The organism is Caulobacter sp. SL161 (assembly GCF_026672375.1).
Lineage (GTDB): Bacteria > Pseudomonadota > Alphaproteobacteria > Caulobacterales > Caulobacteraceae > Caulobacter.
On record NZ_JAPPRA010000001.1, the window covers coordinates 3,649,900 to 3,670,919 of the forward strand.

At 67.3% G+C, this 21,020-nt stretch carries 19 protein-coding genes; 7 read left to right on the plus strand and 12 right to left on the minus strand.

Features of this window, described 5'->3' with window-relative positions; translation table 11 throughout:
• Positions 1–108 precede the first annotated feature (108 nt).
• The 4 genes from OVA11_RS18055 to OVA11_RS18070 all read right to left on the minus strand — a co-directional run bounded on the left by OVA11_RS18055 (position 109) and on the right by OVA11_RS18070 (position 4,799).
• Positions 109–1,824, minus strand: coding sequence for an ATP-binding protein (locus OVA11_RS18055; protein WP_268068628.1), 1,716 nt, complete (start codon positions 1,822–1,824; stop codon positions 109–111).
• A 101-nt stretch (positions 1,825–1,925) separates the two neighbouring features.
• Complete coding sequence (locus OVA11_RS18060) at positions 1,926–3,164, minus strand: DUF1624 domain-containing protein (protein ID WP_268068629.1); 1,239 nt, start codon at positions 3,162–3,164, stop codon at positions 1,926–1,928.
• Between the two features lie 143 nt (positions 3,165–3,307).
• Positions 3,308–4,285 carry an NAD(P)H-dependent flavin oxidoreductase gene (locus OVA11_RS18065; RefSeq protein ID WP_268068630.1) on the minus strand — a complete coding sequence of 326 codons (978 nt, stop codon included), beginning with the start codon at positions 4,283–4,285 and terminating at the stop codon, positions 3,308–3,310.
• A 67-nt stretch (positions 4,286–4,352) separates the two neighbouring features.
• Complete coding sequence (locus OVA11_RS18070; protein ID WP_268068631.1) at positions 4,353–4,799, minus strand: lysozyme inhibitor LprI family protein; 447 nt, start codon at positions 4,797–4,799, stop codon at positions 4,353–4,355.
• A gap of 330 nt (positions 4,800–5,129) precedes the next feature.
• On the opposite strand from OVA11_RS18070, the gene OVA11_RS18075 reads away from it, so the two are divergent.
• Together OVA11_RS18075 and OVA11_RS18080 are read left to right on the plus strand one after the other, a co-directional pair.
• Positions 5,130–5,690: a heme NO-binding domain-containing protein gene (locus OVA11_RS18075; RefSeq protein WP_268068632.1), complete on the plus strand. Its 561-nt coding sequence runs from the start codon at positions 5,130–5,132 to the stop codon at positions 5,688–5,690.
• Positions 5,683–7,557, plus strand: a complete 1,875-nt coding sequence (locus OVA11_RS18080; protein WP_268068633.1) for a hybrid sensor histidine kinase/response regulator — start codon at positions 5,683–5,685, stop codon at positions 7,555–7,557. The genes OVA11_RS18075 and OVA11_RS18080 overlap by 8 nt, the downstream gene beginning before the upstream one ends.
• A 152-nt stretch (positions 7,558–7,709) precedes the next feature.
• On the opposite strand, the gene OVA11_RS18085 is transcribed toward OVA11_RS18080, so the two are convergent.
• Positions 7,710–8,129 (minus strand): lysozyme inhibitor LprI family protein, encoded by a 420-nt coding sequence (locus OVA11_RS18085; protein ID WP_268068634.1) that lies wholly within the window; start codon positions 8,127–8,129, stop codon positions 7,710–7,712.
• Positions 8,130–8,147: 18 nt separating this feature from the next.
• On the minus strand, positions 8,148–9,110 hold the full coding sequence (locus OVA11_RS18090) for an acetyl-CoA carboxylase carboxyltransferase subunit alpha (RefSeq protein ID WP_268068635.1): 963 nt from the start codon (positions 9,108–9,110) through the stop codon (positions 8,148–8,150).
• Positions 9,111–9,389: 279 nt separating this feature from the next.
• Between OVA11_RS18090 and OVA11_RS18095 the strand changes: the two genes are divergently transcribed.
• The 3 genes from OVA11_RS18095 to OVA11_RS18105 all read left to right on the plus strand — a co-directional run bounded on the left by OVA11_RS18095 (position 9,390) and on the right by OVA11_RS18105 (position 11,591).
• Positions 9,390–9,590: a hypothetical protein gene (locus OVA11_RS18095; RefSeq protein WP_268068636.1), complete on the plus strand. Its 201-nt coding sequence runs from the start codon at positions 9,390–9,392 to the stop codon at positions 9,588–9,590.
• Between the two features lie 102 nt (positions 9,591–9,692).
• On the plus strand, positions 9,693–11,105 hold the full coding sequence (locus OVA11_RS18100) for a cytochrome P450 (RefSeq protein WP_268068637.1): 1,413 nt from the start codon (positions 9,693–9,695) through the stop codon (positions 11,103–11,105).
• 51 nt (positions 11,106–11,156) lie between these two features.
• Positions 11,157–11,591: an OsmC family protein gene (locus OVA11_RS18105; RefSeq protein WP_268068638.1), complete on the plus strand. Its 435-nt coding sequence runs from the start codon at positions 11,157–11,159 to the stop codon at positions 11,589–11,591.
• Between the two features lie 126 nt (positions 11,592–11,717).
• Here OVA11_RS18105 and OVA11_RS18110 read toward each other — a convergent pair whose 3' ends face one another.
• The 4 genes from OVA11_RS18110 to OVA11_RS18125 form a co-directional block, all read right to left on the minus strand.
• Positions 11,718–12,776: an HpcH/HpaI aldolase/citrate lyase family protein gene (locus OVA11_RS18110; protein ID WP_268068639.1), complete on the minus strand. Its 1,059-nt coding sequence runs from the start codon at positions 12,774–12,776 to the stop codon at positions 11,718–11,720.
• Positions 12,777–12,968: 192 nt separating this feature from the next.
• The gene (locus OVA11_RS18115; RefSeq protein ID WP_268068640.1) at positions 12,969–13,994 is read right to left on the minus strand and encodes a mechanosensitive ion channel family protein; all 1,026 of its coding nucleotides are present in this window, start codon (positions 13,992–13,994) and stop codon (positions 12,969–12,971) included.
• Positions 13,995–14,156: 162 nt separating this feature from the next.
• Positions 14,157–16,652: a TonB-dependent receptor domain-containing protein gene (locus OVA11_RS18120; RefSeq protein WP_268068641.1), complete on the minus strand. Its 2,496-nt coding sequence runs from the start codon at positions 16,650–16,652 to the stop codon at positions 14,157–14,159.
• Between the two features lie 622 nt (positions 16,653–17,274).
• Positions 17,275–18,276: an aldo/keto reductase gene (locus OVA11_RS18125; RefSeq protein WP_268068642.1), complete on the minus strand. Its 1,002-nt coding sequence runs from the start codon at positions 18,274–18,276 to the stop codon at positions 17,275–17,277.
• Positions 18,277–18,453: 177 nt separating this feature from the next.
• Here OVA11_RS18125 and OVA11_RS18130 point away from each other — a divergent pair, with 177 nt between their 5' ends.
• Complete coding sequence (locus OVA11_RS18130) at positions 18,454–18,954, plus strand: VOC family protein (RefSeq protein WP_268068643.1); 501 nt, start codon at positions 18,454–18,456, stop codon at positions 18,952–18,954.
• Positions 18,955–19,016: 62 nt separating this feature from the next.
• Positions 19,017–19,964, plus strand: a complete 948-nt coding sequence (locus OVA11_RS18135; protein ID WP_268068644.1) for a hypothetical protein — start codon at positions 19,017–19,019, stop codon at positions 19,962–19,964.
• A 3-nt stretch (positions 19,965–19,967) separates the two neighbouring features.
• Here OVA11_RS18135 and OVA11_RS18140 read toward each other — a convergent pair whose 3' ends face one another.
• Together OVA11_RS18140 and OVA11_RS18145 are read right to left on the minus strand one after the other, a co-directional pair.
• The gene (locus tag OVA11_RS18140; RefSeq protein ID WP_268068645.1) at positions 19,968–20,708 is read right to left on the minus strand and encodes a hypothetical protein; all 741 of its coding nucleotides are present in this window, start codon (positions 20,706–20,708) and stop codon (positions 19,968–19,970) included.
• Positions 20,709–20,758: 50 nt separating this feature from the next.
• On the minus strand, positions 20,759–20,980 hold the full coding sequence (locus OVA11_RS18145) for an alkylphosphonate utilization protein (RefSeq protein WP_004621989.1): 222 nt from the start codon (positions 20,978–20,980) through the stop codon (positions 20,759–20,761).
• Positions 20,981–21,020 lie beyond the last annotated feature (40 nt).

Here is a 21,020-nt window from a genome sequence, read left to right on the forward strand (position 1 = left end):
CGCGGAGGGGGCAAGTCCGGGAAAGGGCCCGCCGACACCGCAGGCCCCCACCTGACCGCTACGCGGTCGTCCGCCCCCGGCAGGGGGCGGAAGGATCGAGCTCCCCCCTCAAGCCCGCTGGTGCGTCAGGCCCGCAACGGCGGCCAGGAGGGCGCCGGCGACCACGGGCTTTTGCTGGACGGCGTCGAAGCCGTCGGCGCGCCAGGCGGCGGGGTCGTCGCCCAGGGCTTCGCCGGTCAGGGCGATGATCGGCACGGCCGGGTCGCCGGCCTCGCCCCGGCGGATGCGGCGGGCGGTCTCGCGGCCGTCCAGCACCGGCATGTGCAGGTCGAGCAGCACGAGGTCGGCCGGGGCGATGTTCAGGCTGGCCAGGGCGGCCTCGCCGTTGTGGGCGATGACGACCCGGGCGCCGCCGGCCTCGAGGATGGCGCGGGCCACGGCCTGGTTGACCGGATGGTCGTCGGCCACCAGCACCGTCAGGCCGGCGAGGCTGGCGGGAGCTTCCGGCGCCGGGGTCTCGGCGGGGAGCGGTTCGGCCTCGGCGGGACGCTCGACGACCGGCAGCGGCAGGGTCAGGCGGAAGACCGAGCCGGAGCCCAGGTCGCTGTCGACCGTGATCGCCCCGTCCATCAGTCCGGCCAGCTGGCTGCAGATCGACAGGCCCAGGCCGCTGCCGCCGAAGCGTCGCGCGATCGAGGCGTCGGCCTGGGAGAAAGACTGGAAGAGCCGCCCCTGCTGCTCGGGCGTCATGCCGATACCGGTGTCGGCGACGTCGAAGACAACCGTGCAGGGGGCCTCGCCGGGTCGGGCGCTGAGGGCCACCCCGCCCGACTTGGTGAACTTGACCGCGTTGGAGATCAGGTTGCCGAGGATCTGGCGAAGACGGGTGGGATCGCCGAGGCGATGGGCGTCCAGCGCCGGCGCGATGGTCAGCACCAGGTCCAGGCCCTTGTCGGCGGCGGCGGGGGCCCACAGGGCGCGCAGGTCGCTCAGGAGCTCGGGCAGATCGAACGGCTGGCGCTCGATCTCCAGCTTGCCGGCCTCGATCCGGGAGATGTCGAGCACGTCGTTGAGCAGGGTCATCAGGTCCTCGCCCGAGCGCTTGAGCAGCGCGGTCTGGCGGGCCTGGTCGGGGCCGAGGTCGGCGCGCGACAGGGCGTCGGTCATGGCCAGCACGCCGTTCATCGGGGTGCGGATCTCGTGGCTGATCATGGCCAGGAAGGCGGACTTGGCCTCGCTGGCCTTCAGGGCCTGGGCCTCGGCGGCCTCCAGCGCGACGATGCGGCGGTTGTTCGCGGTCGCGCTGGTGAACGTGTAGAGCAGCATCAGCGCCACGGCGGTCATCATGGTGGCGATCTGGACCGGGGCGAAGCCGCCGGTGAGGATCGGCATGACGATCAGCGAGGTCGCGGGCATGCCGACGTCGATCGCGAACAGCACGGGGGCCCGGAAGGTCACCGACTGGGCGTGGATCAGCTGGCCGGCGGCCAGGCAGATGGCGCCCCACTGCAGGGCCGGGTTGCCCGAGGTCCACAGCACGATGGTCAGGGCCGTCCAGACGCCGACCATGACGATCACGGCGGTCACATAGCCCAGGCGCCGCAGCAGGGGCGACAGGTTCAGGCGTCGCGACAGCCGGGTGACGCCGAGGCCATAGACCTCGCCGACCATCGCCGCGGCGAACCAGGCGATCGCGATCGTGACTCCCAGGTTGAACCCGAGGAACCCCGCCACCAGCACGGCCATGCCCAGTCGTGCCGGCCGCGCCTGGCGGCCGGTCGAAGCGATCAGGTCGATGCTGTCATCCAGGAGCGGGCGGGCCATGGGTCCTCTTAAACGATGCCCCAACGTGCGGGACGGCGGTTAAGGACGCCTTGGAAGCTTGGCCAAATTCGGGCTCTGCGACGATCCGCCCCAGCCCTGGCCTACAGGTAGCTCAACCACCACGCCCGGCGACGCGCCTTGACCTTGGCGAACCACAGGCAGGCCGGATAGCAGACCGCGACCACGACCAGCCAGACGACATAGACGGTCAGCAGGCCGTGCCCGAAGTCGGCGGGGAAAGCCTCCTTCGGCCCGCCCAGCGAGGGATAGGGCGTGAAGACGAAGCTCAAGGCCTGCGCCCCGTAGGTCGCCAGCGCCAATCCGGTGGCGATCAGGTGGGCCAGGAAGAAGTGCAGCAGATAGTAGAACAGCGGTACGCGCCCCAGGACCTCCAGCACGCCTCGGACGGCGGAGGGCCAGCCGGGCGTCCGGACCAGGACCGCCGCCAGCAGAAAGATCAGGCCCAGGGTCAGCAGGGTGAAATCCAGCGAGGCCGGATACTTGGTGACATTGACGAAGGCCATCAGGCTGTAGACCGGCGAGGCCTGCGGGCTCCACGGGGCGGGATCGCCGTACAGGTTGGCCAGGCGCAGCGCCACGAAGCCGGCCAGGGCGATAAGGCCCAGGCCCGCGAAACTGCGGGCGCTGAGCCGCCCCGCCTGGATCGCCGGCCCCATCGCAAAGCCCAGCAGCATGATCGCCGCCCACGGGATCAGCGGATAAGGGCTCACCACCGTCGCGCCGAAGAACTGAACGATCCCGACCTCGTGGAGAAAGCTCATGCCGGCGCCGAAGGGGGCGATGTCCAGCAGCGGGTGCAGCAGCAGGATCGCGATCGCCAGCGGGGCCAGCCACGCCCTCGGCAGCCAGACCAGGGCGGCCAGCACGATCATCGACAGCCCCAGCGCCCACAGCACCAGCAGCAGAACCGGGCTCTGCAGCGACACCGAGAAGTAATAGGCCAAGCGCATGACGACGAGTTCGAGGAGCATCAGCCACAGGCCGCGTGAGACCAGGAACCCGGAGAGCTGGGCCCGGCTGCGCCCCCGGCTCCACCACAGGAAGGCCCCGACGCCCGCCGTGAGAGCGAAGGCCGGCGCGCAGACATGGGTGATCCAGCGGGTGGCGAACAGCAGCGGCGTGGTCGTCGCCAGGTCGGTCGGCAGCGCCGACATGGCGACGCGATGGACGAAGTCCCGCACGTGGTCCAGCGCCATGATGACCATGACCAGACCCCGCAGCTGGTCAATCCAGCCGAGGCGCGCGTTTGCGGACGCCTCCCGGGCCGCCGGGCCTTGCGCCTCGGCGACCGCGCCCGGATGTCTCGAAGCAATGCTCACCCCAGCCCCTCCCGCAACGCCCCCGGATTTGTAGGACATTTATCGGACGGGCAGGAAGGCTCCAGCGTTTTCGCGGATGGGGGGAGATGGCGCGACGCACCGCCAAGGGCGGCGGCTGACAGCCCGGCCCGCCCGCATCGCCCTCAGCCCAGCATCCTGGCCAGACGGCCCCGGATCAGATCCTCGGCCTCGGCGACCATGCGGTCGACCAGATCCTTCACCGTCGGGATGTCATGGATCAGGCCCTGGACCATGCCGGCGCTCCAGATGCCGCCGTCGGTGTCGCCTTGCGCCAGGGCGTCGCGGCCGCGGGTTCCGGCCACCAGATGGGCCACGTCCTCGAACTTGGCCCCGCCGGCCCGCTCGATCTGCACCACTTCCTGGCTGACGGCGTTGCGCATGACGCGGGCGGTGTTGTGCAGGGTGCGGAAGATCAGATCGGTCTGGCGCTCGTCATTGGCGACCATCTGCTCCTTGAAGGCCATCGGGATCGGGGCCTCCTGGGTGACGCAGAAGCGGGTGCCCATGTTGACCCCGTCGGCGCCCAGCGCCAAAGCCGCCACAAGGCCGCGCGCGTCGGCGATGCCGCCCGAGGCCAGCATCGGGATCTTCACCTTGTCGGCGGCGGCGGCGATCAGGATCAGGCCCGGAATGTCGTCCTCGCCCGGGTGACCGGCGCACTCGAAACCGTCGATCGAGATGGCGTCCACGCCCATGCGCTCGGCGCTCAGGGCGTGACGGACGGCGGTGCACTTGTGGATCACCTTCACGCCGTTGGCCCTGAGGTCGTCGACATGCTCCTGCGGCTTGTAGCCGGCGGTTTCGACGATCTTGACCCCGCTTTCGATGATCGCGGCCCGATACTCGGCGTAGGGCGGCGGGGTCATGGTGGGCAGGATGGTCAGGTTCACGCCGAACGGCTTGTCGGTCATCTCGCGGGTGCGGGCGATTTCCTTGGACAGCGCCTCGGGCGTGGGCTGGGTCAGGGCCGTGAGAAAGCCCAGCGCCCCGGCGTTGGCGACGGCGCTGACCAGCTCGGCCTTGCCGACCCACTGCATGCCGCCTTGAGCGATCGGGTGCTCGACGCCGAACAGCTCGGTGAAACGCGTCTTGATGGCCATGGCCGCCTCTCCTCCCTTGGGATTTTGAGGAGACTATGCGGCGGCGCCCGCTACGTCAGGCAAGCGCCTAATAGGCGGTCCGGAAGCGTTCCAGTTCCTCGGCCCTCTGGCGGGTGCGATCCAGCACGCACTGGTTGGCCTCGACCCTGGCCAGCGAGCCCCAGTCCTCATCGACATAGGCGGCGCAATCAGCGTCGCGGAAGGCGATCCAGGCGCGCTGGCCCTTCTGCAGGGCGGCCTTCTGGCGCGGGCGGTCCAGCCGCATCAGCGCCGCCTGATAGGCGCGATTGAGGCGAGCGTCCTGCACGCCGGTCTCCGCGCCGATACAAGCGATCATGCCATAGGTCGACTGCCCCTCTGGCGTGGCCAGGCACCGATCGAGCGCTGTCATCGACCGGCTCGCGGCGCCGGCTTTGGGCGACGCCGCCGGTTTGGCCGCCTGCGCCGACGCGTCGGACGCGACCAAACCGAGCAATGCGGCCGCCATCCAGGCGCTGACGAGACGTGGGTTCATCGTGAAGGCTCCTTGGCGGGCACTGTAACGCGCTTCGCCACCCGCGGAAAATCCTGACGGCCCTACCCTTGAAGCCCGCGGACGCCGAGCTGAGCGCTTGCGACTCAATGCGCGCTTTCATGGTCGCGACGATGGAACCCTGGGTCTTGCGACCGAAGGCCGCGCCTCCAGATCCGTGCAAACGATCGCGTAACGAAAACACTTAAGTTAAGAAAGACGCTGTTCGACGAGCGTCGTGCACGCCTCGTCGGGCGGGCGTCGCCAATAAGAAAATCAGGGAGCGCGGACGGCCAAGGCTCTTGGACGGTCGCGAACGGGACGGGCGGCGCCATGAAGGGTGTGATCTTCAACCTGTTGCAGGAGGTTGTCTCGGCCGCTCATGGAGCCGACGCCTGGGACGACATCCTCGACGACGCCGGCGTGTCCGGCGCCTACACCTCGCTGGGCAGCTACGACGATGAGGAGTGGGAAACCCTGGTCGAGACGGCCAGCGCCCGACTGTCGCTGTCGCGCGGCGAGCTCCTGCGCTGGTTCGGGCAGGAAGCGATGCCGCACCTGGCGCGCGCCTATCCCGTGTTCTTCGAAGGCCATGTGAGCTCGCGCAGCTTCCTGGCGGGCGTCAACGACATCATCCATGCCGAGGTGCACAAGCTCTACGCGGGCGCAGCGTGTCCCCATCTTAAGCTGCGAGCGATCGACGCCGGCGGCGTCGCCATGGCCTACACGTCACAGCGGCGAATGTGCGCCCTGGCGCAGGGCTTCACCGAGGGCGCCGCGCGACAGTTTCACGAGGTCATCACCTTTGAACACGCCGCCTGCGTGGAAAAGGGCGACAGCGCCTGTGTCTTCCATATCGGCTGGCCGTCGCTAGAGGCGGCGGCGAATGACTAGCGCCGTCATCCCGTTTTCGCCCGCACAGGTCGCCGCCGCCTCGGACCGCGAAGCGCGCATCGCCCGTCTCGAACGCCGGCTGAGCCGCGAACTGCTGGCGCGTCGCGAGGCTGAAGCGATCGCCGAGGCGGCGACCCATCGCCTCTACCGGCAAGGCGAGCGGATGCGGCTCCTGGCGGACCTAGCGCTTGAGGCCAATCGCAGCGACGATCTCGACACCGTCCTGCGCGCCGCGCTCAGGGCGATCGGGAGCCAGACGGGCTGGCCCGTCGGACACGTCCAACTGGTCGAGACCGACGCCGAGGCGATGGACTGGCTGCAACCCACGGCGTTGTGGCTGGCCCCGCCCGATACGGACATCACAGCGCTTCGGCTGGCGACCACGCCGCGCCGCGCCCAGATCGGCGGCGGCGTGCTCGGCCAGGTGATGCGGCTGCGCGGCGCCTGCTCCATCGAGAGCCTCGCCAGTTGCCCGGCCGAGCGCCGGCGCGCCGCAAGCGCCCTAGGCCTCAATCAGGGCGTCGGCTTTCCCATTCTGGTCGGCGACGAGATCACTGCGGTCGTCGAGTTCTTTCACGACCATGGCCGAGGCCCCGACGCTGAGACGCTCGCCTTTCTCGACCAGGTCGGCGCGGTGCTGGGGCGGGCCTTCGAACGGCGCAGGGCCGAGCGGGCCGCGCAGGACGCGCGCGCGCGGCTTGAGGAAAGCCTTGCAGCCGCCGAGGCGGCCAGCCGGGCCAAGACCCATCTCCTGGCGGTCGCCAGCCATGAGGTTCGCACACCGCTGAACGCGGTGCTGGGGCTGGCCGAGGTCCTAGCCCGAAGCCCCCTGGACGCGACACAGCGCGAGCATGTCGACGGTGTGCGCCAGGCCGGCGGCATGCTCCTGCGCCTGTTGAGCTCGGTTCTGGATTTCGCCCGTATCGAAAGCGGCGCCACGCCGCTGGCCCCCACCCCCTTCAACCTCGCCGATCTGGCGCGCGAGGTAACCGGTGTCTGGCGCGCTGCGGCCAACGCCGCGCAGCTTGATCTTCAGCTTGACCTCTCGGCCTGCCCTGACCCCTGCTGGATTTCGGCGGACAGCGGCAAGATCGAGCAAACCCTGACCAACCTCGTCTCCAACGCCATCAAGTTCACCCCCCCCGGCGGCAAGATCCTGGTCCGCGTTGAAACGACGCCGAGCGCTGCACCGACCTTCCGCATCGTGGTCGAGGATAGCGGCGCGGGCGTGCCGGCGGAGGATATCGATCGGATCTTCGACCCCTTCCAGCAAGCTGCGCTGGGACGCGAAGCTGGCGGCGCGGGCCTTGGCCTGGCGATCTGCGCGGCGAACCTGCGCGCCATGGGCGGCGACATTGGCTATCAGCCGGCGCCCGAGCGGGGTTCGCGGTTCTGGTTCAGCTTCGTGGCCGAGGCCGTCGACGCCCAGGCCGAGCCTGCGCCGGTCGATGCGCTGACCGACCTGCCGCTGCGGATTCTGGCGGCCGAGGACAACCCCGCCAACCAGCGCGTCCTGCGTTTGCTGCTGGAGCAGGTCGGCATTACGCCAACCGTTGTCGAAGACGGCGCCGCTGCGGTGGAGGCGGCGCGCCTGACGCCGTTCGACCTCATCCTGATGGACGCCAACATGCCGCGAATGGATGGTCCGTCCGCCGTCGAGGCGATCCGCGCCCTGGGTATCGGCAAGGACCGCACGCCAATCGTCATGCTGACGGCCAATGTTTTCGAGGACGACGTCCGCCGCTACCGAGCCGCGGGCGCAGACGGGGTCCTGGCCAAGCCGCTTGCGGTCGCCGAACTCTACGCAGTGCTCGCCGATGTTCAGAACCGCGTCGCGGGAGAAGCCCATGGCGGTTTGAGCGGGTGACTTGAACGCGCCGAACCCGCGCCAAGGCCTCCTGGCCCAAAATCGGTCCAGCTGCCCCGCCCCTCCGAGCCGGCCGGGATATCTCCCGATCAGTGCGGAACTGCTATCGGATCGGAAAATGCTCTAGCGATTTGATGTACAGCCCGACCCGCTCAGGGCTTGAGCAGGTCTTCCAGCGCCTGGGCCCGGCGCGCCGTGTGCTCCAGATGGCAGTTCTGGAGATAGATCGGGGCGGCCGTGCCGCCGATCAGAGCCCGAACCGTCGCGCAGTCAGCGTCGCGAAAGGCGATCCAGGCCCGCTGCGCCTTGAGTAGTGAAGCCTTGGCTTCAGGAGAGTCCGCCAGATCGGCCATGTCCGCCTTGTAAGCCTTGTTCAGCCGGGCGTCCTGAACCGCCAGCTCGGCCTCGCCGCAGCGAAGTATCCCGTAAGTGTTGGAGTTTTCTGGCTTGTTCCAGCAAAGCTCGTAGGCCGGACTGTAGGTGACGCCATCCTTGGCCTGAGCCTGGGCCTGGGCCGCAACGGGCGCCACGGTCAGAAAGGCGGAGGCGATCAGCATGGTCCGGAAAAGCATGGCTTCGTCCTTGTGCGGCTATTGCAGGCCGGCGCGGCCGATGGCGTAGAAGCGGTCGGCACGCTGCTTCTTCAGCTCGGCCGGGCTCATGGCGGCCATGGCCTTCAGTTCGTCCTCGACCGCGTCGCCGACGGCCTGGATCGCCGCCTCGGTGTCGGAATGGGCGCCGCCGGCGGGCTCTTCGACGATGCGGTCGACGATCCCCAGCTTGATCAGGTCCTGGGCGGTGATGCGCATCTGGGTGGCGGCGTCCTTGGCCCGGGCGCCGTCGCGCCACAGGATCGACGCCGCGCCTTCCGGCGAGATCACCGAATAGATCGAGTGCTCCAGGATCAACACGCGGTTGGCGCCGGCGAGCGCAATGGCGCCGCCCGAACCGCCCTCGCCCACGATCGTGGCCACCATCGGCACGCCCAGCGTCAGGCAGCGCTCAGTCGAGCGGGCGATGGCCTCGGCCTGGCCGCGCTCTTCAGCGCCCAGGCCCGGATAGGCGCCGGCCGTGTCGACAAAGGTGATGACCGGCAGGTTGAAGCGCTCGGCCATGTCCATCAGGCGCACGGCCTTGCGGTAGCCCTCGGGGCGAGCCATGCCGAAATTGTGCTTCAGGCGCGTAGTGGTGTCGTGGCCCTTCTCGTGGCCCATGACCACGACCGGCTGGCCGCGGAACCGGCCAAGGCCGCCGACGATGGCCTGGTCATCGGCGAACTTGCGGTCGCCGCGCAGCTCGACGAACTCGTCGATCAGGCCGGCCACATAGTCGCGCAGGTGCGGCCGCTGCGGGTGGCGGGCGACCATGGTCTTCTGCCAGGCGTCGAGATTGGCGTAGGCTTCCTTGCGCAGCTCTTGAGCGCGGTCGCGCAGCGCCTGAATCTCGGTGTCGAACGCGCCCGGTCCCGCCGTCTCGGAGAGCCGGCTCAGCTCTTCGATCTTGCTTTCCAGATCGGCGATGGGTCGTTCGAAATCGAGATAGTGGGCGGCCATGGACTCTTAACGTCGCCGTTGATGAAGGGCTGCGAACCTAGAGGCCAAATCCCCGAAGGGAAAGAGGCGAGATTTCGGCCTGGAACCGCCCTGCTGTCGCCTCGTTTTATCCACAGGATCGATCCCCAGGTGAGTCTCGATTCAAGACTCTCTTGCTCTGGTGAATCGCGACATAGAGTCCTATGTTGTTTTGTAGCAGGTCGCGGAAGCCGATCTGCATCCCTGCGGCCCCCGCCATCGAACGTGCGCGGCCCCGCCTGGTGAGAGCGGATAGTTCCCATGCAGGTGTTCACCTTCTTCTGTGTCGAGTCCGACGGCTCGGTCCCGCGCTTCGACGTCACGCCCTGCGCTGACGACCACGCCGCGCGTCTACGCGCGTTCGAGCTTCTGGACATGCACCACCGCTGCGACTTCGTGGAGGTCTGGCGCGGCGCCCAGCGGGTGTTCGACGTCTTCGCCTCGCAGGCCGCCGCCGCATAATTCAACGCGCGATGAATTATTGCATCGCAACCTGAACAGCCCTAGGGTGCCGTTCCGGATGGAGCCCGCTGCGGGCTCCTTAAAAGTCCGGAAGGCCGCACCATGGACGCTCAAGTCCTCGCCGCCGAGAAGCCCGACGCCCTCGCAGCGTCCGCGCCCCTCATTCCCCCCGCGCCTAAGGTTCACGCCAAGGATTTGAAGAATCTGGGCGCCGCCTGGGCGATGATGCGCAACATGATCGGGGCGTGGTCGGAGTCGGGCTTCGACACCCTCATGATCCCCTATAGGTTCCTGGGCCAGCCTGGCCTGGTCGTCAGCGACCCTGCAGGCGTCCGACACGTCCTGGGCGCTGGGGCCGCGCGGTATAGGCGTCCCTATCAGATGAGCCGCATACTACGGCCGATCGTCGGTGACGGCTTGCTGCTGACGGATGGGGAGACTTGGCGGCGTCAGCGCAAGGCCTTGGCTCCGGCCTTCACCCCCAAGGCTGTCGAGACCCTGCTGCCGCACTTCATCGCCGCAGGCCAAGCTCTGACCGATGGTCTGGCTGACCATGATCGGGCAAATTTAAGCGAGACCTTTCACCGCGCGACGCTGGACGCCGTGCTACGCGCCCTCTTTTCACGCTCGGCCCTGGGCGAGGGCGCGCACCTGGCGCAGATCGCTCGCGACTATCTGCAAGGCCGAGCCAATGTGAACCTCTTCGATCTTCTGGCGCGTGGCCCCGACGATTTCGGCTTTGCCGAACGTCCCAGACGGATTCAAGGCGCGCGCTGGATGGCGGCTGTCGGTGCTCTGATCGACGAGCGCAAGACCGCCGAACCTCAGCGACAAGGCGGCGACCTTCTAGACAGCCTTTTGGCCGCTCGCGACGAGGACGGTCAGGCCCTGCCTGACATCGAAGTCCGCGATCAGTGCGGCACCATGCTGGCCGCAGGTTTCGAAACCACGTCGCGCTTGCTGTTCTGGGCCGCCTATCTGCTGGCCCTGGATCCCAAGACCCAAACGCGGATTCGCGCCGAGATTCTGGCCTTTCCGCCAGACAAGATCCGCACCCTGGATGATCTCTCAGCCTGGCCCTTGACCCGATCGGTCTTGCTGGAAACCCTGCGTCTCTACCCGCCGGCGCCGACGATGAGCCGCGAGGCCATCGCCGAAGACGAGGTCCAGGGACACCGGGTCTCGCCCGGCGACGTCATCACAATCAGCCCTTGGCTGATCCATCGTCATCGCAAGCTCTGGGATCAACCGACCGCCTTCTTGCCCGAGCGCTTTCTCAACCATTCCTCTCCGTGGGGAGTGGACGCGTTCATCCCGTTCGGCGCTGGCGCGCGGATCTGCATCGGAGCCAGCTTCGCGATGGCCGAGAGCCAGATCCTGCTGGGCAGCCTGCTGTCGCAGTTCAAGGTCGCCATGGCTGATGATCGGCCGGTGGTCCCCGTGGCCAAGATTTCGCTGGGGCCCGACCGCGAGCCGGACTTCACCCTCACCCCGATCACCCAAACGCGGCCTTGAACAGCAGGGCCCGAAGCGCCAGCTTCAGCGCTCCATCCAAGGACCCGACCGATGACCGACACCGTCCCCACCCGCCCGTTCGCCACCGCCACCGACAGCGGCCACGGCGGGCTGCAGACCTTCGTGACGGCGGGTCCGGCGACCATCGTCGCCGACCTGTCCGCGGCGCAGGGCGGCCTTGATTTGGGGCCTGATCCGCATGAGCTGGTCGCTGCGGGCCTGGCGGCCTGCACCACCATGACCCTGCGCCTCTACGCCAACCAGAAGGGCTGGGACATCAGCGGCCTGCACGTCGAGGTGTTCTCGTCGTTCGACAAGGAGACGACGCCCCACGAGCGCTTCGAGCGGATCATCACCCTGGAAGGCGACCTCACCGACGAGCAGCGCGAGCGCCTGTTCCAGATCGCCGAGAAGTGCCCGATCCACAAGCTGCTGACGGCGGGCGCCAAGGTGGTGACGACGGTGGGGGGGGAGCTGAGGCGGTAAAATCCTCCCCCTAGCGGGGGAGGTGTCGGCTCGAAGAGACGACGGAGGGGGAAGGCCTGCTGATCCTGCCTCTTCCCCCCTCCGGTCCTTCGGACCACCTCCCCCGCTGGGGGGAGGATTTAGAACTCAGAACCCGTACAGCGCCGCATATTCCGCATCCTTGCCCGCGATCTGCTTGGCGCAATCGACCATCACCTTGGCCTGCTTCCACGTCGCGTCGTCCTGCATCTTGCCGTCGATCATGGCCACGCCCGTTCCGTCGGGCATGGCCTCGAGGATCTTCTTGGCGAAGGCGACCTCGGCGGGATCCGGGCTGAACACACGCTTGGCGATCTCGATCTGGCTGGGGTGCAGGCTCCAGGCGCCGGCGCAGCCCATCAGGAAGGCGTTGCGGAACTGCTGCTCGCAGGCGACCGGGTCGTCGATCGCGCCAAACGGACCGTAGAACGGCTTGATGCCGTGGGCCGCGCAGGCGTCGACCATCTTGGCGAAGGTGTAGTGCCAGAGGTCCTGCTGGACCGAGACGCGCGCAGAACCGTCCGTATGCGGATCTTCGATGACGCGATAGCCGGGATGCCCCCCGCCGACGCGGGTCGTCTTCATGGAGCGGCTGGCGGCCAGATCGGCCGGACCCAGCGAGATCCCCTGCATGCGCGGGCTGGCCGCGGCGATGGCCTCGACGTTCATCACGCCCTCGGCCGTCTCCAGGATGGCGTGCAGCAGGATCGGCCGGGTGACGCCGTGCTTGGCCTCCAGCGAGGCCAGGAGCTGGTCCATATAGAAGATGTCCCACGGCCCCTCGACCTTGGGCACCATGATCACGTCGATCTTGTCGCCGGCCTTCTCGACGATGGTGGCGATCTCATCCAGGTGCCAGGGCGAGTTCAGGCAGTTGATCCGCGTCCAGAAGCCGACGCCGAGAGCCTTGAAGTCCACTTCGCGCGACATGGCCACCAGGCCCGCCAGGGCCGCGCCCTTGGCGTCGGCGGGGATGGCGTCTTCCAGATTGGCCAGGATGACGTCGACGGTCGGGGCGATCTCGGGCAGCTTGGCGCGCACCTTCTCCAGGTGCGGCGGCACGAAGTGGATCATCCGCTCCACGCGCGCGGGCGGCTCGCGATAGGGCGTCGGCGCGCCGATGGCCAAGGGTTTGAAAAAGCCGCGCGGCGTCTTCATGCCGGTCACTCCCCGCTTCGTCCCCTTCACAAGGGGATCATTTCGCAATTGCGAGAACCATGCGGCGGCGCAAAAAGCGCGTCAAGCCCAGAGCCTGTCGGGAGGAGATGGAACCATCTCATCCCGATCAACAGGCTCGAAAGCCAAGGTTTAGAGCCCTTTTCAAAGCCTTGGATAACGACACCCCAAAGCTGAAGGGCTCTATCGTCGTTCAGGCGGCGGCGGGACCTTCGGCGCTTCCTCGGGATCCTCGCGTTCCAGGTCGGCGGCGGCGTCGTTGCTGGAGCCGATCCGGGCGGCCTTGGACGCCTTGCGGCGGCGCGCGGCGGGCTCCAGGCGCAGACTGGCCATGGCCTCCTCGCCCTCCTCGCCGAACAGGCCCCGCAGGCGGATGTCGCGCTGCGGGTACGGGATCTCGATGCCCGCCTCGCGCAGCGCATCGTCGATCAACCAGGTATAGGCCGCGAAGATCGCCGCCGGGCGCCGCACGGCCTCGACCGTCGGCCAGACCACCAGCTCGAACTTCAAGCTGCTCTCGCCATAGCCGACCAGCCAGACCTGGGCCCGCCGGGTGGCGTCGTCGGGCGAGGTGAAGGGGGCGGCCTTGGCGGCCTTCAGCACCGCCTCGCGCACCTTTTCCTTGTCGGTCCCGAACGCGGTGACGAACGGCACCCGCAGGCGGCGGTTGGTGCCGCGCAGGGTCCAGTTGATCACCTGGTCGTTCACCAGCACCGAGTTGGGGACGATGATGTCGGTGCTGTCATTGGTGCGGATACGCGTGGCGCGCGGGCCGATCTCGTGCACCACGCCGCGCCCGCCATTGGGCAGCTCGACAAAGTCGCCCACCGCCACCAGCCGTTCGAACACCAGGGAAACGCCCGAGGCGAAGTCCTTGATCACCCCCTGCAGGCCAAGACCGACCCCCACGCCCAGCGCGCCGGCGAACACGGTCAGCGAGGTCAGGTCCAGGCCCATGGTCGACAGGCCGGCCATGACGCCCACGACCACCAGCGTGTAGCCGGCGACCTTCTCGACCACGTACAGCGAGGCGGCGTTGCCGCCCGCCTTCTGGCGCAAACGCCGCAGGCCCGCCGAGGTGATCCGCGCCGCAAACAGCGCCGCCAGCACGATCAACAGCCCCGTCGTGAGGCTCCCCACCGTCACCGACGCCTTGCCCAGCTTCAGGAGCTCGAAAGAATCCAGAGTGCGGAGCGGGTTCTCGTCCATGGCGGGGAGTGTGGGCCGAGGTGGCGGCGCGGATCAAGCGCCGCCGCGCTCTGCGCTCAGCCCTCAACGGATCGAGCCCGCCAAGCCTGGAGGGACACTCCAAGCCGGACGGGCTCGCAAGGGCCGCCGGCGCCGGGGTGGGCGCCGGACGCGAGGCGTAGATCAGAAGTGCATGCGGGCCGACATCGAGACCGTGCGGCCGTTGACCGCGCGACCAAGACCGATGCCGTTGGCCGGCACCGACGGGGTGGTGATCTCGATGATCGCGACCTTGTCGAACAGGTTCTCGGCGTTCAGCATCAGCTGGAGCTTGTCGGTCACGCGATACTGGGCGAAGGCGCCGACCAGCGTGTAGCCGGGCATCTTCATCAGGTTGTTGTCCTGCACCCAGCTGTCGGTCGTGCCGATGATGTTGGCGCCGATCGTCACCTGGCCCAGATCAAGCTGGGGCGTGGCCTGGTAGATGAAATCGGGCTGGCGGCGCGGGACCTTGCCGGCGACCGCAGCGTTCAGCTTGTCGTTGACGAGCTCGGCGTCGGTATAGGTGACGCCGCCGCGCACGCTGAACGGACCGTGGCGATAGGTGCCTTCGGCCTCCACGCCATAGGCCTTGTAGGTACGGTCGGTGGTGATGGCGCCGGCCTGGACGTTGGTGTCCTCGGTGTCGGCGCTGAAGGCGGTGACGTTCACCGTGAACTTCGGCGCGCGGTATTTGAACCCGGCTTCGAACTGTTTGACGATGTCATAGCCGTCGGACTTGTTGATCAGGCGGCCGTCGGTGGTGCTGACCTTGGTCGAGAACAGCAGCTTGTCGGCCCCGGCCCGCGCCCCGCGGCTGTAGCGGGCGAAGACCGCGAACGGCTCGGCGACGCGGTAGTTCACGCCGACCGAATAGCTGACATAGCCGTAGTTGTAGTGAACGGGCGCCGGGCTGTCGAAGGGCGTGAAGGCGGTCTTCGATTCCGCCACGGAGATGACGCCGTCGCCGTTAAAGTCGACCGACTTGATGCCGATGCGGCCGCCGCCAAGATCCGCGCCGTAGAGATCGCCGCGCACCCGGCCGCCGTCATGGCGCAGGCTGCCCCCGATCGCCATCTTGCCGATACGATAGTTCAGCGAACCGTAGGGCGCGGTGATGTTGTAGCGGACGTCATAGCTGCGGCGGAAGAACGCGGTGGGGCCGGACCGGTTGAAGCCCAGATAGCCGTTCTGGGTCTGCGGCACGCCGGCGGCGTTGGTGTAGTTGATCAGCGACGAATTGCCGTCGGCCGCCACATCCTGGAGGTGGTTACTGTAGAGCCAGTCGCTGGTGTAGTCTTGGATCGACTTGTAGACGCCGCCCGTCACCGTCAGCTCACCCTTGCCGACCTCAAAGGCCCGCGTGGCGCGCAGATCGTTGATGAAGTTGTTCAGCGAGCGCGACTCGATGCGGTTCAGCGAGCTCCCGACGACCAGGCCGTTGCCGTTGAGCGCGCCGAGATCGGTGATGACCTGACCGGCGCGCGGGCCCGTGGCGTAGCTGAAGGTTCCCGTGCCGCCGCCCAGCGAGGCGGGCATGGCGGCGCCGGAATAGATGTTGGCGACCAGGTTGCGGAGCGTCCCGCCCTCGATGTCCGAGTAGCGGCCGCGCTGGGTGATCGTCCAGCCTTGGACCTCGAACTGCGACTCCAGGCCGATCGACTTGACCAGGGCGTTCATGCCTTGGCTCAGCGGCATTTGAACCGGCTTGTTGTCGGCGTCGAGCGTAATGAGCTTGCCCAGGTTGCCGGCGTTCATCGAGTCGTGCCGGACATCGTAGGTGTTGAAGCTGCTGAAGACGGGATCGTCATTGGTCCCGGTGATGCGCACCGGGCCGGGCAGATAGTGCGGCGAGCGGTCGTCCAGATACTTGCCCGAGAGTCGGACGTAGCCATTGGGCAGTTGCTTGGTCACGTTGAACTTCAACTGGCCGCCCTTGAAGGCGTCGAAGCCGACCTTCCGAGGTCCTTCGCCCACCCGGTAGAAGCCGCCGATGTGGAAGCGCCACGTGTCGTTGATGGGCGCGCCGTAGGAGAAGTCGACGCGGTTGGTGTCGTAGTCTAGCCCGGTGGTCAGCAGGACCGTGCCGCCCTTCACATCCCCGGTCTTGGAGATCAGGTTGATCACGCCGGCCGGCGAGTTCGACGCGAAGGTCGAGGACGAGCCGCCGCGGATGGACTCGACCGCAGCCAGATTGAGATCGGCGCGAATATAGATGTCGACGGCGCCGTTGAAGAAGTCGCCGAATTCCAGGACCGGCAGGCCATCTTCCTGCAGCTGCATGTACTTCGAACCGCCGGACGCCAGGGGCAGGCCGCGGATCGTGTAGGCCGAGCTGCCGTCGCCGGTGGACGACTCGGTCCGGATGCCCGGCAGGTTGCGCAGCAGGTCGCCCAGAGAACGCCCGCCGGAGACCTCCATGTCCCTTTCGCGCAGGGCGCTGGTGGAGGTGGCGCTGTCGAGGCGATCACGGCCCTTGGCGACGCCGGTGGAGAACACCTCTTCACGGTTGGCCGGCGCATTCGCCGCCGGTTTGCCCGTAGCCTCCGCCGTTTTCGTAGCTACGGTTTGGGCCAAAACGTGAGAAGGTGCGACAAATAGTAGCGGCACTATTGCTGCAGATATGTAGAGCATCTTCATAGTTTACGGCTCCTCCGCGATATTATTTCGAGTATTTCGACCCTGAATTGATTATTGAGTGGTAAATGAGACGTTCTAATCAGGCGTATTAACCGCTTGTTAAGCGTGAAAATCGGGCCAGAACACCGCGAATTCGCCCGATTTATGCCGAAAATACGGCCTCTATTACGGGTTCAAGGCGGAGCGCCGATCAGCTGAGACCAAGTGACGCAGCGTCATTCCCCGCCGCGCCGCGCGACATTCGGCCTGCGCGGGCCAGGGCGATCCGTCGTTTGGGACGGTTTGTGTGTGTGGGGGGGGCCGAATCAAGGTCCGGCGGCGCCGATCAGCAGCCCGCCGCCAGGCGGCGCACCGCCTGGCCGGGCCTAGAGCCCTTTCCGATCTGATTGACACAATCAGATCGGATAAAAAGGGCTCTATTCCAATGGTTTAGAGCATTTTTCGATCCGATAACCGTTTCACACTTATCGGAAAATGCTCTAGCGCGCACGAAGGCGCGAACATCAAGATCGGCTGTTCAGGGGGACGAACGGCGACGTCCCCTTCGCCCGGGCCGGACGAGCCTTCAGCCTCAGCCCGTCCTTCAAGGCTCGTCGGGGAGGTCGGGTTGCCTCAAACGCCCTTAGCGCCCCACCATCGCCATGCCGGTCTTGCTGTAGCGCTCGCCCTCGATCGCGGTTTCCGGCACGGCCGCGGCGATGCGCGCCAGCTCGTCGGCCGAGAAGGTCACGTCGACCGCGGCGACATTCTCTTCCAGACGGTGGATCTTGGTCGTGCCGGGGATCGGGGCGATGTCCTCGCCCTGATGGAGGATCCAGGCCAGGGCCAGCTGGGCCGGGGTGACGCCCTTGTCGGCGGCGATGGCGGCCAGGGCCTCGACCAGCGACAGGTTCTTCTCCAGCGCCTCGCCCTGGAAGCGCGGCAGGCCCTTGCGGAAGTCGCCCTCGCCCATCGTCTCGGCCTTGACCGCGCCGGCCAGGAAGCCGCGCCCCAGCGGGCTGTAGGGGACCAGACCAATCTTCAGCTCACGGAGCGTCGGCAGGATCTCAGCCTCCAACTCGCGGAACCACAGCGAATACTCGCTCTGCAGCGCCGCCACGGGCTGGACCGCGTGGGCCTTGCGGATCGTCGCTGCGCCGGCTTCCGAAAGGCCGAAGTGCTTGACCTTGCCCTCGGCGATCAGGTCGCGGACCGTCCCAGCCACGTCCTCGATCGGCACGGCCGGATCGACGCGGTGCTGGTAGAAGAGATCGATCGTCTCGATCCCCAGGCGCTTCAGCGAGGCCTCGGCCACGGCCCGGATGTGCTCGGGCCGGCTGTTGACGCCGCGCACCCGCGACATGCCCTGGCCCAGGTCCTCCGGCCCGATGTCGAAGCCGAACTTGGTGGCGATCACCACCTGGTCGCGGAAGGGCTTGAGGCCCTCGCCCACCAGTTCCTCGTTGGCGAAGGGGCCATAGACCTCGGCGGTGTCGAAGAAGGTCACACCCAGCTCGACCGCGCGCGCCATCAGCTTGAAGGCGTCGGCCTTCTCAAGCGCTGTGCCGTAGACCTGGCCCATGCCCATGCAGCCGAGGCCGATCGCCGAGACCTTGAGGTGGTCACCGAGTTCACGCGTCTTCATGAGGCCGCTCCTGGCTGAATGGGCGACGGGTCGCGCCGCCGGCGTCTCTAGATGGGAAACTGACGCGCCGAGGAGAAGGGCGATCCTTCGCTCTCGTCGACATTTCAGAGATTTTCGCCCCGTCTGTCGGAAGGATGAAGACCCGATCGTCCTAGAACCACGACAATGGAGAGTCACATGCTCAAGATCACCCCGTTCCTGTGGTTCGACAGCCAGGCGGAACCGGCCGCCGAGCTCTATGTCTCACTCTTCCCGAACTCACGGATCACGCGCGTCGCCCGCTATCCGAACGACGCCTCCCAGGCGACGCCCGCCGATGTGATGACCGTGGAGTTTGAGCTGGACGGTCTGCCGGTCACTGCGCTGAACGCCGGCCCCACATTCAGACTGAGCGAGGCCTTCTCGTTCGTGATCCACTGCGACGGTCAGGAGGAGGTGGACCGCTACTGGACCGCGCTGACCGCAGATGGCGGCCAGGAGTCCCAATGCGGCTGGCTGAAGGATCGGTTCGGTTTGTCCTGGCAAGTGACGCCGCGCCAGCTGGTCGAGATGACCACCATCACCGATCGTGAAGCCGCCGGCCGGGCCTTTCAGGCCATGATGGGCATGAAGAAGATCGACATCGCAGCGATGCGCGCGGCCTACAACGGTGAGACGCCAAAGATTACCAGCAATTAAATTGAACGCCGTTCTCTGATCGCCCAGCCTGAACTGGGGATATTCAGGCCGGGGGATAGGGCATGGCGATCACGCGTCGATGGGCGACGGCGGCGATGGCGAGCGCGCTTATCAGCGTCGGCGGCTGCGGGGTGGCTTTTGCGGCGGACGATCTGGTGATCGCTCCCCCCGGCGGATCGGCGCCGATGCGCTGGGCGTCGAGCAAGTTCGGCGATCGCGTCGAGCCGCGCGCGGCGGTGCTGCTGCCGATCCGGTTCGAGGGTTTGGACAAGACCTTCTACGCCCAGTTCGACCTCGGGGCGAAGTCGACGGTGTTCTACGGCAAGACCCTGGCGGCCATCGCCGACCGGGCGCCGGGCCTCAAACCCGGCCCCAAGGGCGAACTGGGCGCGGTGAGCTTCACCATCGGCGACGTCCGCGCCTCGATCGAAAAGCCCAAGGTCCGGGCCGACATCGGCGACGCCAACATCGAATGGACCAATCCCGAGGCCGTCGACCTGATCGGCACGATCGGTGTCGACTTGCTGGAAGACCGGGTGCTGACGGTCGACTTCAAGGCCATGCGCCTGAGCATCGGCGTCGCAGCCATGCCCGCCACCAGCCAGTGGTCGCCGATGACCCTCAAGAGCCGCTGGGTGCTGCTGGACGCCACGCTGGAGGGCAAGCCGACCAAGCTTTTGCTCGACACCGGCTCCAGCGCGTTTTCGCTCCTGATCGACAAGGCGCGCTGGAGTGAGATGACCACGGGCCAGGACGCCGAAAGCTTCCCGGTCAATTCGTGGGGCAAGAAGCTGATGGCCCACACCGCCCCGACCCAGGCGCGGGTGGTGATCGGCGGCCTCGACACCCCGCTGGGCGACGCCACCTATATCGAGGGGACCAGCGTCACCCAGGGCCTGATGATGCGCGCCACCGGGATGGGCGGCATGACCGGCAACCGATTGTTCTTCGACCGGATCCTGATCCTCGACGCCCCCGGCGGCCGCTACGCGGTGCTGGAACCCAAATAGACTCTACGCCGCCAGCGTTATCAGGCTGCCAGGCGGCATGTCGCGGCGAACCTGCTGATCCAGGTCCTCGGTCATCTCGTCGAGCTCTTTCAGGCCGTCCTCGGCCTCCTTGACCTCGTCCGAGCGCTCGAACTTGCCCGGCTGGGTCAGGATGCCCTTGGTCTTGGCGGTCTGAAGCTCGTCCTTCAGGGCCTGGCTCGTGCTGCGGACCTCTTTGAGGAAGTCCATGTCGCCGGCGGCCTCCATCTTGGCCTCATCCTCGAGCTGCTTGCGCTGGGCGGCCGCGCCTTCGGGGTCGGTCGCCGCGTCGGGCAGGCTGGCGAAGTCCTGGGCGTAGAGTTCGCCGGCTTCCTTGGCGGCCTTGCCATAGTCCTTGACCGCCGCCTTCAGCTCCTTGGCCGCAGCGGCCAGGGCCTTGGCCATGGCCTTGGGGTCGTTGGCGTAGATCTTCTTGAGCAGCTTCAGCCGCTCCATCACCTGCTGCAACTTGGCCTTGGCGCGGCCCTTGGCGTCGCCGATGGCGTTTTTCTTGCCTAGCCGCATCTCTTTCTTGAGCTTGGCCAGCGCCTCGGCGGCCTCGGCCGCCTTCTTGGCCTCCGGCGAGTTGGGGGCTGGCGTCGCGGCCGTGGACACCGGCTTGGCCAGCGCGATCGCCGGCTCGCCCTTCGCATTCTTGGCGTAGGCGATCAGCGCCATAGCGCCCGCCTGCCTGGTCACCGTCACCATCGGCCTTCCAGCCTCCATCGGCGGTTCTCCGCCTGTCTGGAGGCCAGACCTAGCAGGCCAAGGTTAAGTTAGGCCTTCTTGACGAACTCGGTGCGCAGGACGAGGCCCCGGACCTTGTCGACATTGGCCTCGATCTCGTCGGGGTCGCCGGTCAGACGGATCTTCTTGACCACCGTGCCGCGCTTCAGCGTCACGCCGCCCGAGCCCTTGACCTTGAGGTCCTTGATCAGGGTGACCGTGTCGCCGTCGGCCAGCAGGGTTCCGTTGGAGTCGCGGGTTTCTTCGGACATGGCGGGCCTTTCAGGATGGGGCGGCCAGAAAGGCAAACCC

Excerpts from the sequence above, each read along its gene's own strand:
- OVA11_RS18095 (WP_268068636.1), top strand. The coding sequence starts at position 9,390 with ATGCAGGTGTTCACCTTCTTCTGTGTCGAGTCCGACGGCTCGGTCCCG.
- OVA11_RS18070 (WP_268068631.1), bottom strand. The coding sequence starts at position 4,799 with ATGAACCCACGTCTCGTCAGCGCCTGGATGGCGGCCGCATTGCTCGGT.
- OVA11_RS18090 (WP_268068635.1), bottom strand. The coding sequence starts at position 9,110 with ATGGCCGCCCACTATCTCGATTTCGAACGACCCATCGCCGATCTGGAA.
- OVA11_RS18085 (WP_268068634.1), bottom strand. The coding sequence starts at position 8,129 with ATGCTTTTCCGGACCATGCTGATCGCCTCCGCCTTTCTGACCGTGGCG.
- OVA11_RS18115 (WP_268068640.1), bottom strand. The coding sequence starts at position 13,994 with ATGGACGAGAACCCGCTCCGCACTCTGGATTCTTTCGAGCTCCTGAAG.
- OVA11_RS18125 (WP_268068642.1), bottom strand. The coding sequence starts at position 18,276 with ATGAAGACGCGTGAACTCGGTGACCACCTCAAGGTCTCGGCGATCGGC.
- OVA11_RS18055 (WP_268068628.1), bottom strand. The coding sequence starts at position 1,824 with ATGGCCCGCCCGCTCCTGGATGACAGCATCGACCTGATCGCTTCGACC.
- OVA11_RS18105 (WP_268068638.1), top strand. The coding sequence starts at position 11,157 with ATGACCGACACCGTCCCCACCCGCCCGTTCGCCACCGCCACCGACAGC.
- OVA11_RS18145 (WP_004621989.1), bottom strand. The coding sequence starts at position 20,980 with ATGTCCGAAGAAACCCGCGACTCCAACGGAACCCTGCTGGCCGACGGC.
- OVA11_RS18100 (WP_268068637.1), top strand. The coding sequence starts at position 9,693 with ATGGACGCTCAAGTCCTCGCCGCCGAGAAGCCCGACGCCCTCGCAGCG.
- OVA11_RS18140 (WP_268068645.1), bottom strand. The coding sequence starts at position 20,708 with ATGGAGGCTGGAAGGCCGATGGTGACGGTGACCAGGCAGGCGGGCGCT.
- OVA11_RS18075 (WP_268068632.1), top strand. The coding sequence starts at position 5,130 with ATGAAGGGTGTGATCTTCAACCTGTTGCAGGAGGTTGTCTCGGCCGCT.
- OVA11_RS18080 (WP_268068633.1), top strand. The coding sequence starts at position 5,683 with ATGACTAGCGCCGTCATCCCGTTTTCGCCCGCACAGGTCGCCGCCGCC.
- OVA11_RS18135 (WP_268068644.1), top strand. The coding sequence starts at position 19,017 with ATGGCGATCACGCGTCGATGGGCGACGGCGGCGATGGCGAGCGCGCTT.
- OVA11_RS18120 (WP_268068641.1), bottom strand. The coding sequence starts at position 16,652 with ATGAAGATGCTCTACATATCTGCAGCAATAGTGCCGCTACTATTTGTC.
- OVA11_RS18065 (WP_268068630.1), bottom strand. The coding sequence starts at position 4,285 with ATGGCCATCAAGACGCGTTTCACCGAGCTGTTCGGCGTCGAGCACCCG.
- OVA11_RS18130 (WP_268068643.1), top strand. The coding sequence starts at position 18,454 with ATGCTCAAGATCACCCCGTTCCTGTGGTTCGACAGCCAGGCGGAACCG.